Below are 13,210 nucleotides of genomic sequence, written 5' to 3' on the forward strand. Positions count from 1 at the left end.
GTCGAGCATGAGAGGAGACGTCCCATGAATCCGCTAAAGGCGCCGCGCGCGCGGTCCTTCGGACATGACGTCTTTGCCTCCGTCGTCGTCTTCCTGGTCGCGCTGCCGCTTTCCATGGGCATTGCGATCGCCTCCGGCGTGCCCATTGAAAAGGCCGCCGCGGTTGGCCTGGCGACGGCGATCATCGGCGGCCTCGTTGTCGGGCCCCTCTCGGGCAGTCCGTTGCAGGTGAGCGGCCCGGCCGCCGGCCTCACGGTGATGGTCGCGGCCTTCATCCAGAAATATGGCTTCGAGACGCTGGGGATCATCGTAGCGATCGGCGGCCTCATCCAGGTTCTTGCCGGGGTCTGTCGTCTCGGGCCCGTGTTTCGGGCCGTATCTCCGGCGCTCATTCAGGGCATGCTCGCCGGCATCGGCGTGCTGATCTTCGCCTCACAGTTTCACGTCATGGTGGACGACGTCCCGCCCGGCACGGGCAAGGAATTCGGCGGCGTCATCAATCTCTGGCTTTTGCCGGGGGCGATTGTGAAAGGCGTCGCCGAGCCGGAACACCGCCCCGCAGCGCTCATCGGGCTCCTGGCCGTCTCGATCGTCGCTTCATGGGCCGTCCTGGCGCCGAAAGCGCTGAGACTCGTGCCCGCCGCCCTGCTTGGAGTCGTCGCCGCGACATTAGCCGCCTGGGCTTTCGATCTGGACGTCAGGCGCGTGCCGGTGCCGGAGCGCCTGCTCGACGCCGCGCGCCCCCCAAGCCTGGCCGATCTCGACGCTTTGCGCGACGTCGGCGTCTGGCTTGCCGGGCTGTCGCTCGCCTTCGTCGCCAGCGCCGAGTCGCTGCTCACCGCGACGGCGGCGGACTCGCTGCAGCGCCATGCCGAGCGTACGGCGTACAGCCGGGAACTGGTCGCGCAGGGGATCGGGAACATTCTGTGCGGCGTGATGAACGTCTTGCCGCTCACGGGCGTGATCGTGCGCACCTCCGCAAATGTCATGGCTGGCGCGCGCACGCGGCTTTCCGCCTTTTTGCACGGCGCCTGGATACTGCTCTTCGTGCTGCTGCTCCCGCAATTGTTGACCATGATCCCGATCGCCGCCCTCGCCGCGATCCTGGTGTATACCGGGGCGAAGCTCGTTAAGCTTGATTTCGCGAAGGATCTGTGGCGACAGGATCGCATCGAAGCGCTGGTCTTCGGCGTCACCTTCGCAGGAGTCGTGGGCTTCGATCTCCTGACAGGCATTCTGCTCGGCCTTGTCGTGTCGCTGGCGCGGCTGATCTACACTTTCTCCCATCTCGCGGTTACGGTCGAGAAGAACGAAGCCTCGGGCGCGGCGCATGTGTTTCTCGACGGCGCGGCGACGTTCATCCGCCTGCCGAGATTCGCCGCGGCGCTCGAGAGGATTCCGGCCGGCTACGATGCGCACATACATCTGCGCGGCCTCACCTATATCGATCACGCCTGTCTGACGATGCTCATGGACTGGGGCGAAAATCACGAAGCCGCGGGCGGGCGGGTGCATCTCGACCGGGACATATTGCACCGCCTCTTCGAGCAAAAGGCGTGGCGCTCAGCGAACGCGACCTGAGCGACGCGAGGATACGGCGCGCTAAAACCCGCCCCCGGTGGTGAATTCATCGTCCGGCGCGCCGCCGAACGCCCCGCCGGGCGGAAAGAACGGGCCCGGATCGATGGTCTCGCCCCAAGGCGGTAAAGGCGGCCGCTGATAGCCCTGGCGGAGAATTTGGCCGAGAACAGCGCCCGCGAGCGCGCCTTTGAGAATGCCGCCGATCACGTCGCCGATGGCGCTTTCATTGCGGAACGTCGTTCCCGGATAGTCATAGCGACGCCGCTGAAACTCCGCGCGCGCGCGTTCTATTTCCGTCCGTTTCGCGGCTGCGGCGTCGAGCATCGTCCTCAGCTGCGAGATGTCGGCCTCTGTTTTGCCGAGAGCCTTGGTCAGCGCATCAATCGTTTCGACGATGCGTTGATCCTTTTCAGTTTTGGTGCGCTCGGCCTCGCGAAAGAGCGTCAACACCTCGTCGCGCTCGTCATTCTCGCGCATCATCGTTACGGCCTCGGCGAAGGCTCCCTCATTGTTTCGCCCGATGAGCAAATAATACTGCCGGTTCGCCTCCTCGAACGCGCGCGCCGCCGCGGCGCGCGCCGCCTCGCTCGCCTCGAGAGCTTCTCTCTTCTCTCGCGCCTTCTGCTGCAACGCGGCCCCACCCGCCTCTTCGATCCTGCTCTGGAGCAATAAGCTCATGCGCCGCTGTTCGGTTTGCAGGGTCGCGGCGATTTCATGCGCATGGGCCTGCAATCTGCCCGGGATGTCATTGAGCAACTGGTAATTGCCACGCGCCGTCTTGAAGTCGACCAGTTTCGCGACGAGCCCGTCGATGTATCGGACGAGTGCGGAGGCTTTATAGTCCGGCTCGCCAAATTTGCGGCTCCACAGATACATGAAAAGCGGATCTTCTTCGTAAGGAATTTTTTTGCGCTCACGGTCGGCCTCGGCCTGCGACGCCTTTCTTTGCGCCTGCGCAAGGGTCTCTTGCAGCGACGCGATCCTTTCGTTGAGGTCGCGCCATTTCGCGTCCTCGCCGAGGCGAGCGGCTACATCGTGCTCGAAGTTCTGCAAGGCCAGCGCCGCCGCCTCATCGTCGCGCGCCCGGTCGTCCTTCTCCGCCTCTGCTTTGCGGAGAGCCTCGGCCGACGCGTCGCGTCGCCGGGACGCGTCTTCCAGGTTGCGATTGATCTGGTCCAACGCCGCTTTCGCCTGCTTCTCGGCTGCGTCGAGGTCCTCGACAAGCTCTCCGCCGCGGATGAGCTCGAATTTGACCTGCGCCAGCGCGTTAAGCTGCGTGAGGCGATCGCGTCGGAGCTTCGCGGCGCGTTGCGACGCTTCGCTCAACGCGGCGCCAATACGCATTTCCTCTTCACGCGCCTCCGCGTAGGCGTTCTCGATGAACCGCAGCGTCTCGAGCCCCGTAATCATCGTGATCCTACCATTGCGTTATCGCGCCGCTCGTGACGGGCGTCGTATAATCCGGCTCCAGATAGCCGCGCTTCTTTTCGCCGATCACGCTCTGCTGGATGATTCCGTCATCAAGCTTGTCAGCCATTATCTTCTTGTATACGTCCTCGCCGACGCGAACGCCCCATTTCTCAACGGTTGCGGTTTCGCCGGTTTCCTCGCTGCGAATGGTCTTTGCAAGCACTCGGCCGTTTTCGTCGACAGCCTCGACAATCAGATAATAGTTGCGGGCCAGCGGATTGATGCGCGGTCGTCGCCATACGGCGCTTGTGGGACGACTGACGACGCGCAGCTTATATTCCTCACGCAACGTGCTCAGCAGCGCTGTCGTTTCGGCGATCGCCTTGCGCGTTCCTTCCGCATCGCCGCGCGCCAAGGCGGCTTCGCCGTTCGCGAGCAATTGCTGCGCGCGTTCCCTCGCGGCCGCTATTCTGGATTCATTTAGAGCCTGCGAATATGCGCTCTTGAGGGATTGCGGCAGCCGTTCGGAAATCTCGGTTTGCGCCAGTTTTTGCGGTCTCTCGACGGCAAGGTAATAACCGCCCGCAAGCGCCGCGACGGATATGAGAAAGACTGCGAGCGCCCGGCCGAACCGGGCGCGATTCACCCAGGCGAGCGCAAGGCTGCGGGGAACGCCAGGCTTTGGCGACGCATAGGCGAACCGCCTCTCGCGTAGCGCCTTGACGCCCTCCTGCAAAATCGCGTCGGAGACGTCGATCCCCTGATCACTGTAAATTTTGCGCAGGCGCCCAATCAGCGCGTCGTCCGACAGCTGTAAGGACAGCTCCCGTTCCGCCAGGCGCTGGTCATGGCGAATCGTGTCCACGACGTCCATAGCCAGCATGAGGTCGTCGAGTTTGTGCTCGGCGGGCCGTGGCGCTGCGGAAGCCTCAGACATCGACGCCGAGCGACTTGCCTTCGAGAATCAACGTTTGGATACGCTTTCGACCGCTTTCGACCGCCGACCGGATTTCCTCCGAATTTCGTGTCGCAAGGCTTCGCATCTCGGCGACGATACCAAGAGTCTTTTCCTGGAAATTAGTGATCGATTCCACGAGTTTTATCACGGCGTCGGCGCGAATCGTCGGGCCATAGCCCGCGCGGACCGCAGCCTCCTGAACCTTGTCCCCGAGCTCGGCCAGTATTTCGATGCTGCGCGACACGCCTTCCTTCATCGTCTCCAACGTCTGCGTCGATTCATGCAGACCCACGAGTCCGGTGAAGGAGGCCTTCAGCGCCGTCAGCACGGAATCATTCGTCGAGAAGAAGCTCACGGCCTGGGCATAGACGCGCTCCTTGGCGCCGGTCGTCTGGTTGAGGCGCGCCATGATGACTTCAGACGTGTTGTAACTAACCTTGAGATTATCCGAGAGGTCCTTTGAGATCTGATAGCGCTTGTCTTCGTCCTGGAGATCGCGCAAGCGCTCGTCGCGTTCGAGCTCGAAACGCGCGCGCTCCGCAATATCCGCACCGCTATACGCCGCGAGCGCATCCGCCGCCCGCTTGAGATCGTCCTTCGACGTCTGCAGCCGCGCCTCGGCCTTTTTCAATATTTCGGCGGCCAGCACTTCCGCCTGCTTCAATGCGCCCCGAAAATTGTGATAGGCCTCCAAAATGAGCCCTTCGCGCTCGATCTGGTCCTTGGTCGCCCGCGTCACGTCGAGATAGGTCTCGCGTATCTTGTCGAACCTGTCGGCGATATCCCCGCGCGTGAGTTTCATCCATATGTTCGTCACCCGCTCGAAAAGGCCTACCCTGCCGTCGCCGAGCTGATCGACCATCTTCTTGGCGTCGTCGCGGATGGAGTTGAAGGCTTTGGCGATCTCATCGTAACGATTGCCGATCTCCATTCCTTCCGTCTGCTCGCGAACGACCTGGTTGAAGGTCTCGGTTTGTGCAAGCGTGCGGGAGATGACGGCGATGCGGTCTTTGTCCAGATCTGAAATTTTCTCCAGCAGGGCATTGATGGGCGCGAAGTCGGGCCGCGCCGGCGCGACGTGAAGGTCACGCAGCGCGTCCGCCGCGCGATCGAGATATTGCATCGGTGATTTTGTGATTTGATTCGCCATCACAGGCCTCCGATCTCGCCGGCTTGGTCTCGACGGTTAAGCTTTCGTCGATCGGCGGAACGCGAGGCTTTCCCGCGGTAGCCGTTATTTTCTGAACTTGCGTTCACGTAGGTGCGGATGACTTTCAGGATGGTTGTCTTGGCCAGTGGATGGCCCGCCCGATAAAGGGCGACCATGATCGCGTCGATGGAGTGCTCGAGACGCCACCGCTTGATGATGAACATGGCTATTTGGGGCGGGGTCATGCCGGTTCCGCGCGTTTCGACCTCGGGCGACGTTCGCTGGCCTCCAGAACCAACGATTGTCCTGAAGGCATAACTAGGCGAGGCTGGCGACGTCGCAATTGGAAAGGGGTCGGAATGAGGCGCGGCCGATGAGGGGAGGCGCGCCGCTGCGCGGCAGGTCTTCCATCGCGCCTCTTGGACTATACTGGCGGCGCCAGCCGTGGGCGTGTGCTAAGAGGGAGAGGGTATGAGCGCTGGCCTCCTGCGCCGCGGCGCCGCGAAAAATTGTTGCAGCAGAGGCAAGGGTCTCAACCATGCGCATGACGAGCTGCACAGGTCGCCTGCTGTGGGCCTGTTTCACGGCCTTGGCGTTCGCACTTGCGCCGCTCTTATCGTACGCCGCCGAAGACCTTGAGTCCTTCAAGGCGGAAGGCGCGACTCCTTCGCCGCAAAACTGGTTTACTGTCGGGCGCGACCAGAACCAAAGCTATTATTCTCCTCTCGCGTCGATCAACGCCGGCAACGTCACCCGTCTCGGGTTCGCCTGGGCCTATGATCTCGGAACGACGCGGGGTCAGGAAGCGACCCCGCTTGTGGTCGATGGCGTTATGATCACCTCGGGCGCATGGGGTTACGTCTACGCCATAGACGCGTCAACGGGGCGAGAGATCTGGCGGTTCGACCCCAAGGCCGATCCGCGCGCCGCGCGCAACCCATGCTGTGACCTCGTCAACCGTGGCGTCGCGTTTTGGAAGGGCAGAGTGCTTGTCGCCTCCGTCGATGGTCGCTTGCACGCCCTTGACGCGGGAACCGGCAAGGAGCTCTGGAGCGCGGATACGATCGTCGACCACAAGCTTCCCTACTCCAGCACGGGCGCGGTTTATATCGCCGGAGATCTCGCGGTCATCGGAAATAGCGGCGCTGACATGGATAAGGGGGGCGTGCGCGGTTACGTCTCCGCCTATGAGATCGAGACGGGCAGGCTTGCATGGCGCTTTTACACAGTGCCGGGCGCGCCAGGGCAGCCGCCGGAAGACGAGGCTATGGCGCTTGCGGCCACGACATGGAATCCCGATCGCTCTCCCGATTATCAGGGCGGCGGGACAGCCTGGGATGGGTTCGCCTATGACCCGGATCTCAGGCTGGTGTTCTTTGGAACGGCCAACCCAGCCCCCTATGATCTCAGGCTGGTCGCTGGACCGTCGAAGGACGCGTTGTATACGGCCTCTATTGTGGCCTTGCACGCGGATACGGGCCGGCTCGCTTGGCATTATCAGACAACGCCGGGGGATCACTGGGATTTCGACGCAACCCAGAAACTCGTTCTGGCCGATTTGCGACTCCGCGGCGTGACGCGCTCCGTTATCATGCAGGCGAACAAGAATGGCTTTTTCTACGTCCTTGACCGTCGCACGGGCGAATTCATCTCGGCGAAGCCTTATACTTTTGTAAATTGGACGTCTGGCCTCGACAGCAGAACCGGGCGGCCACGCCCCTCCGACGACGCCGACTGGTACTCTGGGCCGAAAAACGTCTATCCATCCTGGGCAGGCGGGCACAGTTGGCAGCCGATGTCGTTCAATCCGGTGACCGGCCTGATCTATATCCCCGTCATAGACGCATCGAGCGTTTGGATTGATCTGCAGCAGAGCGGCGGGCGGGTTCGCTTCGTCAACAGCTTTCTCTCCGCGCTGGGCATTTTCCCCGACGACTCTTACGACGCAGCGGCGTTGAAGCCGTTATTCGGGCCGCTGCCCGACCGCAGGACGCTCCAGGCTGCCCGTAAGGTTAAGCTTGTCCGTGAGCTCATGAGGGCCTGGGACCCGGTAGCCCAAGAAATTGTGTGGGAGCAGGAGACGAGTTCGGGCATGCGCGGATATGACGGCGGCGCGATGAGCACCGCTGGCAATCTCGTCTTTCAAGGCTGTGGCAATGGCGAGTTCCGGGTCTATGCCGCGGACACTGGAAAGCTCCTGAAGACCATTCAGACCGGGAGCCATATCATGGCCGCCCCCGTCACCTATGCGGTCGACGGCGTTCAATATGTCGCAGTGCAAACAGGTTACGGAGGAACTGCATTCGGCGTTGGTGAAATTCCCCCGTCGAGCGCCGCGCGGAAATTCCAGAATTCGAATCGAATTATCGCGTTCAAGCTCGACGGCGGTCTCGTCCCAACGCCGGCGCTCCGTCGAGATGAGCCCTTTCGGAGACCGCCCGCGAATAATGCGACGCCTGCCGACATCCAGTCTGGTGAGATCGCATTCATTGCGCAATGCTCGCGCTGCCACGCTCTCGGACCCAACATTACGCCCGATCTGCGGAAGATGTCGCAGGAAACCCACAACCTCTTCAAGGACATCCTGCTCGGCGGCGCCCTTGCCCCAATGGGAATGGAGGCTTTCGGGGACATCTTGAGCGAAAGGGACGTGGACAACATCCACGCCTATATCATCGACAAAAGCTGGCAGGCCTACCGCGAACAAGAAGCCTCGAAGGCGTCTCGCTCGGGCGCGAAGGCGCCCAAGACCATTGAGTGATCATGGTGACTTCGTCACTCGCACAAATAGAAGCGCGCAAACGGCAAGCCTGGCGCTGGTTCGGCGCCACGTTCCGGCGTTACCTTGACACAAGGGTTGTCCCACCTAACTAACGTTCCTGCCACGCAGCTTCTTCGACGAGCCGGGAGGCTGCACGGGGTCTCGTCGTGAAGGAGCATGCGTTGTGATCTTCCGCCAGCTTTTTGACGCTGCTTCGAGCACCTACACCTACTTGATCGCCAGCCGGCGCGGCGGCGAGGCGCTGATCATCGATCCTGTGCTGGAGAAGGTCGATCGCTACCTGCTTCTCGCGCGCGAACTCGATTTACGGCTCGTCAAGGCGGTAGACACTCACCTGCACGCCGATCACATCACAGGCTCGGCCGCGCTACGCGACCGAACCCATTGCATCACGGTGATGGGGGAGCAGACGCAAGCGGATGTCGTCGCCATGCGTGTTGCTGAAGGCGATCGGATCGAAATTGAAGGCGTGAGCCTCGACGTGCTTTACACGCCAGGGCACACCGATGACTCCTATTCATTCGTCATGGGCGATCGAGTTTTTACGGGCGATACGCTGCTTATCCGCGGCACAGGACGTACCGATTTCCAGAATGGCGACGCCAGAGCGCAATATGACTCGATCTTCAACAAGCTGCTGAAACTTCCCGGCGAAACCTTTGTTTATCCCGCCCACGACTACAAAGGCGACACCGTCTCGACGATCGACGAGGAGAGGCGATACAATCCGCGCCTCCAGGTCGGATCGCCTGAAGAATATGTCGAGCTTATGAGCAGTCTGAAGCTGGCGAATCCCAAGATGATGGACGTGGCGGTGCCGGCCAATATGCACATTGGCCTTCGCCAGGATGAGATTGCGCGCAAGGGGTGGGCCGTTTCGGCGACGGACGCGTTGGTTCTGCGCAGTCGTTCGGACACGGCGTTTGTGGACCTGCGGGAGAAGAGCGAACGCGACAGACACGGAAGCATCCCGGGCTCGCTGCATATGCCTTATACCGATCTGCAAGAGAACCTCGCCGATGGCGGCCTGTTGCACGAACTGGCGGAGACGACTGGCAAGAATATTCTGTTTTATTGCGCTTTCGGCGAGCGCTCCGCAATGGCGGTGGAGGCCGCGCAGAATGCGGGCATTAAGGCGACGCGCCATGTTGAAGGAGGTATCGACGCCTGGAAAAAGGCCCAAGGGCCGGTGGCCCGTTGAATGGATTGCAGTTCGATGCATTTTCCACGCACATCTTGAGTTGATGCGGCCGTCGATCCATCAGCTTGCGTCCGCCTCGAAGAGGGATGATCATGATTGATCGGCGCGCTCTCCTACAGGCCGCTTGTGGCGCCTTGATTGGCCCGCCATTGAGCCAGGCGTCTTTTCGTCAATACGCACTGGCGGAAGAAAGCCGGCAACTTCCGTTCGCCAATGGTGAGCGCCCGCTTGTACGCTATCCCGGGAAACGCCCATTAATACGGCTTACGACACGACCGCCACAGCTGGAAACGCCGTTCGCTGTCTTTGACGAGGGACCAATCACGCCGAACGACGCCTTCTTTGTCCGTTACCATTTGGCCGACATTCCGCTCGCTATCGATCCAGAGGCCTATCGTATCGATGTCCGCGGCAAGATAGACCGAACCCTGTCCTTGTCGCTCACCGACCTCAAGACAGCCTTTGAGCCGGTCGAACTTGTCGCGGTCAACCAGTGTTCAGGTAACAGCCGCGGATTTTTGGAGCCGCGTGTCGGCGGGGGGCAGCTTGGAAATGGCGCGATGGGGAACGCCCGGTGGCGCGGCGCGTCTCTAAAGGAAGTGCTCGACAAGGCAGGCATTCAGGCCGGCGCGCGTCAAGTCGTTTTCAATGGACTGGATCAACCTGTTTGGCCGGGAACGGCCGACTTCGTCAAATCCTTGGACATTGATCACGCGCGCGATGGGGAAGTCCTGATCGCTTACGCCATGAACGGAGAGGACCTGCCGTGGCTCAATGGATATCCCGCGCGGCTGGTCGTGCCCGGCTATTACGGCACATACTGGGTAAAACACTTGAGCGATATTGCAGTCGTGGACGAAGCCTTCCCGGGTTTCTGGATGACGACGGCCTATCGCATCCCAGACAACGCTTGCGCATGCACGGAGCCGGGGCGACCGGCAAAAGCGACTGTGCCAATCAAACGATTGAACGTCCGCTCCTTTATCACTAATCTTGCGGATGGCGCTATTGTGAAGGCAAATGCCGACACTGCGATAAAGGGTATCGCCTTCGACGGCGGATACGGGGTCAAATCCGTTTTGTTTTCGAGCAATGGGGGGCGGGATTGGACTGAGGCAAAACTCGGGCCGGACCTCGGCCGCTACTCTTTCCGCGAGTGGAATGTGCTGGCGCAGCTTCCCGCAGGGGAGCATTTCTTGAAAGTTTGCGCACTCAATGCAATCGGCCATGCGCAGCCCTTGGAGCCATTGTGGAGCCCTGCGGGCTACATGCGGAACGTAGTGGAGACCGTGCGTGTAACTGCGCAGTGATGGAGACTTTCAATGTGGACGCTGCTCCGAACTGCTCTTTATGCCTCGCTCGTTCCGACAATTGCTCTGGCGGAGCCAAGCCGTTACGTTCTCCCTGAGGAGACCGCGGCCTTTCAGCCAGGCCTCGGTGTCGAGGCTGTGCAGAACAACTGCTTGTCCTGTCACTCGGCAGACTATGTGACCACGCAGCCGCCGCAGCTTGGTCGAAATTTCTGGCAAGGCGTCGTTTCGAGAATGGTGAAAGCGCATAATGCGCCAATTCCTGAATCGGATGTTGAACTCATCGTCGACTATCTTTCCCGCACATACTGACCTTCACCATTTCAAACATCGCCGACCGCGCATTCCGCACTGCTGAGGCAGCCCGAGTAATGCGCGAAGCGGCGTGGTCAGCCTCGCCGAGCCGCCTCGATCGCCGCGACGTCGATTTTTGTCATATGCATCATCGCATCAAACGCGCGCTTTGCTTCCGCGCCGCCGGCCGCGAGCGCCTCGGTCAGCACGCGGGGCGTGATTTGCCATGAGACGCCCCATTTGTCTCTGCACCAGCCGCACGCACTCTCCTGGCCGCCATTGCCGACAATAGCGTTCCAGTAGCGGTCGGTCTCTTCCTGATCGTCGGTGGCGATCTGGAACGAGAAGGCTTCGCTGTGTTTGAACGCGGGCCCGCCATTGAGGCCCAGACAAGGGATGCCGGCGACCGTGAATTCAACCGTCAGGACGTCGCCGGCCTTGCCGGACGGGTAGTCGCTCGGGGCATGATGGACTGCGCTCACGGCGCTGTCGGGGAACGTCGCGGCGTAGAAGCGGGCTGCAGCCTCTGCGTCCCTATCGTACCACAGGCAGATCGTATTCTTCGCAACTGTCATTGCATTGTCCTTCCGCTCTTCGACGTCCTCCCGCCGAGGCATCCCTTGCACAGGGGGCGGCTCACTGTCAGCCACGGCGCAGAATTCGCTCGTGCGATCGACCTCTCCCCGACGAAGAGTTGCTTTCAATAGAAGGTCTCGCGTCGGAAGCGTCAATCCAAAGAGTCGATCAGAGTTTAAGCCAGCCTTCTCGACAAAGCCGTACGGGTTGCAGGTGCGGCTGCTAGCGCAACCGAAGAGTTGAGGATCCACGTTTGACGCGGAAAGCAGGTGCGCGGATACTGGACTCATTGGCCGCCGATAGGGTGGCGGCGTGTCAACCTGGGTGCTCGCATGCCGCGTCTCGCGACCACATGCATAAGCGTTGCAGCAGCCGTCGCGTTGATTCCTGGCGCGCTCGCGGGTCCACATGACGCTGGACGGAAAATCGTGCGCCAGGATGCATGCCAAGCCAGTGAGCGCGGCTATACAGCAACATGCGCGACTGGACCCACGGGGCAAAAGCAGCCGATCATGGACATTCCTGGAAGCGTTACGGTCTTACCTCACGATGCGCTGAGCGATATGAGTCCCACGTCGCTCGGACAGGCTGTGAGGAGCGCCGCCGGAGTCAGCGGTACCGGGCGGTAGCGGTCAATCTCGCAGCAGCGTGACCGCCGGACTAAGGCAGCGCGCCGCTCTCCTCCGGACAAATCCGTCCCGGCGACAGATTATCGAGGGCGTCTGACGCGAGAATTTTTGCCAACGTCTCAAAGCTAATTGGCTTCACATAGTGGCAATCGAACCCGGCCTCCAGGGTAAGCTGGCGGTCCTTTTCGCTGCCCCATCCGCTCAGCGCGACGAGAACGATGTTTTCTCCCCCGGGGGACAAGCGTATTCGACGCGAGATTTCATAGCCGTCCATCTCTGGCATTCCAATGTCGAGGAACGCCAAGTGGGGCTTGAATGCAGCCATGCCGTCCAGCGCTTCGGCGCCGCTGTAAGCAACGCGCGTCTCGGCGCCGAGCGATTGCAACAATACGACGAAACTGTCGGCCACGTCTTTGTCATCGTCGACAACCAACACCCGACGCGAGGTCGACGGCGTGTAGGCGTTCGACTCGACCTTTGCGCGCTCGCCCCGCGTGACGACCACGGGCAGAGATATGACAAACTCGCTGCCTTGACCGGCGCCGCCGCTGCGAGCTTCGACGCGGCCTTCGTGCATTTCAGTTAGGCTGCGGACGAGGGCCAAGCCGATGCCGAGACCGCCCTGATCGCGGCCCCTGGCGCGATAGGATTGGGAGAAAAGTTCGAAGACGCGCGGCAGCATTCCTGGAAGAATGCCCATCCCATTGTCGCGCACGCTGACGACGGCGGTTTGCCTTTCGCGCCGCAGTGAAATTTCTATGCGTCCGCCGCGTGGGGTGTATTTCGCTGCGTTATTGATGAGATTGGCGAAGACCTGCGCGAGACGCACAGGATCGCCGTTGACCGCGAGGCGTTCGTCGCCCAGCGATACGACGAGTTCGTGCTGCTCAGACTTGATTAAAGGCTCGCTGATCTCGACCGCCCGTTCGATGATGTCCGCGAGGTTCACGACCCGCCGCTGCAGTGTGATTTTTCCCGTGCTGATGCGAGACACTTCGAGAAGATCGTCGACGAGCCGGACCAGGTGGTCAACCTGACGTTCAACCATCGAGATGAGCGAGCTGGCTTTCTCTCTGGAGGCCGCATCGTCGCCGTTCAACCTGCGCAGGACGTAGACGGCGCTGCGAATGGGAGCCAGTGGATTGCGCAGTTCATGCGCCAGCGTAGCGAGAAACTCGTCCTTCTTACGGCCGGCTGATTCGGCGGTCTCGAGCGCATCGCGGATGATGTACTGAAGGCGCCGGGCTTCAATGGCGGCGCGCAGGGTGCTGACCAACGTGCGTTTGGGGACGGGACGTTCGAGGAAGTTCACGTTCGGA

General features: G+C 61.2%; 11 protein-coding genes. 5 read left to right on the forward strand and 6 right to left on the reverse strand.

Annotation, left to right across the window (positions count from 1 at the left end; all coding sequences use genetic code 11):
- Window positions 1-24: 24 nt before the first annotated feature.
- A complete protein-coding gene (locus tag RVU70_RS10150; protein WP_363345860.1) occupies window positions 25-1,581 on the forward strand; it encodes a SulP family inorganic anion transporter in 1,557 nt (518 codons plus the stop codon).
- A gap of 21 nt (window positions 1,582-1,602) precedes the next feature.
- Here RVU70_RS10150 and RVU70_RS10155 read toward each other — a convergent pair whose 3' ends face one another.
- From RVU70_RS10155 to RVU70_RS10170, 4 genes are read right to left on the reverse strand one after another with little or no spacing between them, the layout of a single operon-like run.
- Complete coding sequence (locus RVU70_RS10155; protein WP_363345862.1) at window positions 1,603-2,991, reverse strand: hypothetical protein; 1,389 nt, start codon at window positions 2,989-2,991, stop codon at window positions 1,603-1,605.
- A 7-nt stretch (window positions 2,992-2,998) separates the two neighbouring features.
- A complete protein-coding gene (locus RVU70_RS10160) occupies window positions 2,999-3,928 on the reverse strand; it encodes a DUF6384 family protein (protein WP_363345864.1) in 930 nt (309 codons plus the stop codon).
- Window positions 3,921-5,099 carry a cell surface protein gene (locus RVU70_RS10165; protein WP_363345866.1) on the reverse strand — a complete coding sequence of 393 codons (1,179 nt, stop codon included), beginning with the start codon at window positions 5,097-5,099 and terminating at the stop codon, window positions 3,921-3,923. Before RVU70_RS10165 ends, RVU70_RS10160 begins: the two co-directional genes overlap by 8 nt.
- Window positions 5,099-5,344: a hypothetical protein gene (locus RVU70_RS10170; RefSeq protein WP_363345868.1), complete on the reverse strand. Its 246-nt coding sequence runs from the start codon at window positions 5,342-5,344 to the stop codon at window positions 5,099-5,101. The genes RVU70_RS10165 and RVU70_RS10170 overlap by 1 nt, the downstream gene beginning before the upstream one ends.
- 293 nt (window positions 5,345-5,637) lie before the next feature.
- Here RVU70_RS10170 and RVU70_RS10175 point away from each other — a divergent pair, with 293 nt between their 5' ends.
- From RVU70_RS10175 to RVU70_RS10190, 4 genes are all read left to right on the forward strand, one after another.
- A complete protein-coding gene (locus RVU70_RS10175) occupies window positions 5,638-7,860 on the forward strand; it encodes a PQQ-dependent dehydrogenase, methanol/ethanol family (protein ID WP_363345870.1) in 2,223 nt (740 codons plus the stop codon).
- A gap of 184 nt (window positions 7,861-8,044) precedes the next feature.
- On the forward strand, window positions 8,045-9,082 hold the full coding sequence (locus tag RVU70_RS10180) for an MBL fold metallo-hydrolase (protein WP_363345872.1): 1,038 nt from the start codon (window positions 8,045-8,047) through the stop codon (window positions 9,080-9,082).
- Window positions 9,083-9,174: 92 nt separating this feature from the next.
- Window positions 9,175-10,392 (forward strand): molybdopterin-dependent oxidoreductase, encoded by a 1,218-nt coding sequence (locus RVU70_RS10185; protein ID WP_363351292.1) that lies wholly within the window; start codon window positions 9,175-9,177, stop codon window positions 10,390-10,392.
- Between the two features lie 12 nt (window positions 10,393-10,404).
- The gene (locus RVU70_RS10190) at window positions 10,405-10,704 is read left to right on the forward strand and encodes a cytochrome c (RefSeq protein ID WP_363345874.1); all 300 of its coding nucleotides are present in this window, start codon (window positions 10,405-10,407) and stop codon (window positions 10,702-10,704) included.
- A 77-nt stretch (window positions 10,705-10,781) separates the two neighbouring features.
- Here the strand turns inward: RVU70_RS10190 and RVU70_RS10195 are convergent, their stop codons facing one another.
- Together RVU70_RS10195 and RVU70_RS10200 are read right to left on the reverse strand one after the other, a co-directional pair.
- Entirely contained in the window at window positions 10,782-11,261 is a 480-nt protein-coding gene (locus RVU70_RS10195; RefSeq protein ID WP_363345876.1) for a VOC family protein, read from the reverse strand.
- Between the two features lie 661 nt (window positions 11,262-11,922).
- Complete coding sequence (locus tag RVU70_RS10200) at window positions 11,923-13,203, reverse strand: hybrid sensor histidine kinase/response regulator (protein ID WP_363345878.1); 1,281 nt, start codon at window positions 13,201-13,203, stop codon at window positions 11,923-11,925.
- Between the last annotated feature and the right edge of the window lie 7 nt (window positions 13,204-13,210).

It is taken from the genome of Methylocystis echinoides, assembly GCF_040687965.1.
In the GTDB taxonomy this organism is placed as follows: Bacteria; Pseudomonadota; Alphaproteobacteria; order Rhizobiales; family Beijerinckiaceae; genus Methylocystis; species Methylocystis echinoides_A.

What these genes read in the sequence shown, in the direction of transcription:
- RVU70_RS10150 (WP_363345860.1), top strand. Translation starts at nt 25, where the DNA reads ATGAATCCGCTAAAGGCGCCGCGCGCGCGGTCCTTCGGACATGACGTC.
- RVU70_RS10155 (WP_363345862.1), bottom strand. Translation starts at nt 2,991, where the DNA reads ATGATTACGGGGCTCGAGACGCTGCGGTTCATCGAGAACGCCTACGCG.
- RVU70_RS10160 (WP_363345864.1), bottom strand. Translation starts at nt 3,928, where the DNA reads ATGTCTGAGGCTTCCGCAGCGCCACGGCCCGCCGAGCACAAACTCGAC.
- RVU70_RS10165 (WP_363345866.1), bottom strand. Translation starts at nt 5,099, where the DNA reads ATGGCGAATCAAATCACAAAATCACCGATGCAATATCTCGATCGCGCG.
- RVU70_RS10170 (WP_363345868.1), bottom strand. Translation starts at nt 5,344, where the DNA reads ATGACCCCGCCCCAAATAGCCATGTTCATCATCAAGCGGTGGCGTCTC.
- RVU70_RS10175 (WP_363345870.1), top strand. Translation starts at nt 5,638, where the DNA reads ATGCGCATGACGAGCTGCACAGGTCGCCTGCTGTGGGCCTGTTTCACG.
- RVU70_RS10185 (WP_363351292.1), top strand. Translation starts at nt 9,175, where the DNA reads ATGATTGATCGGCGCGCTCTCCTACAGGCCGCTTGTGGCGCCTTGATT.
- RVU70_RS10190 (WP_363345874.1), top strand. Translation starts at nt 10,405, where the DNA reads ATGTGGACGCTGCTCCGAACTGCTCTTTATGCCTCGCTCGTTCCGACA.
- RVU70_RS10195 (WP_363345876.1), bottom strand. Translation starts at nt 11,261, where the DNA reads ATGACAGTTGCGAAGAATACGATCTGCCTGTGGTACGATAGGGACGCA.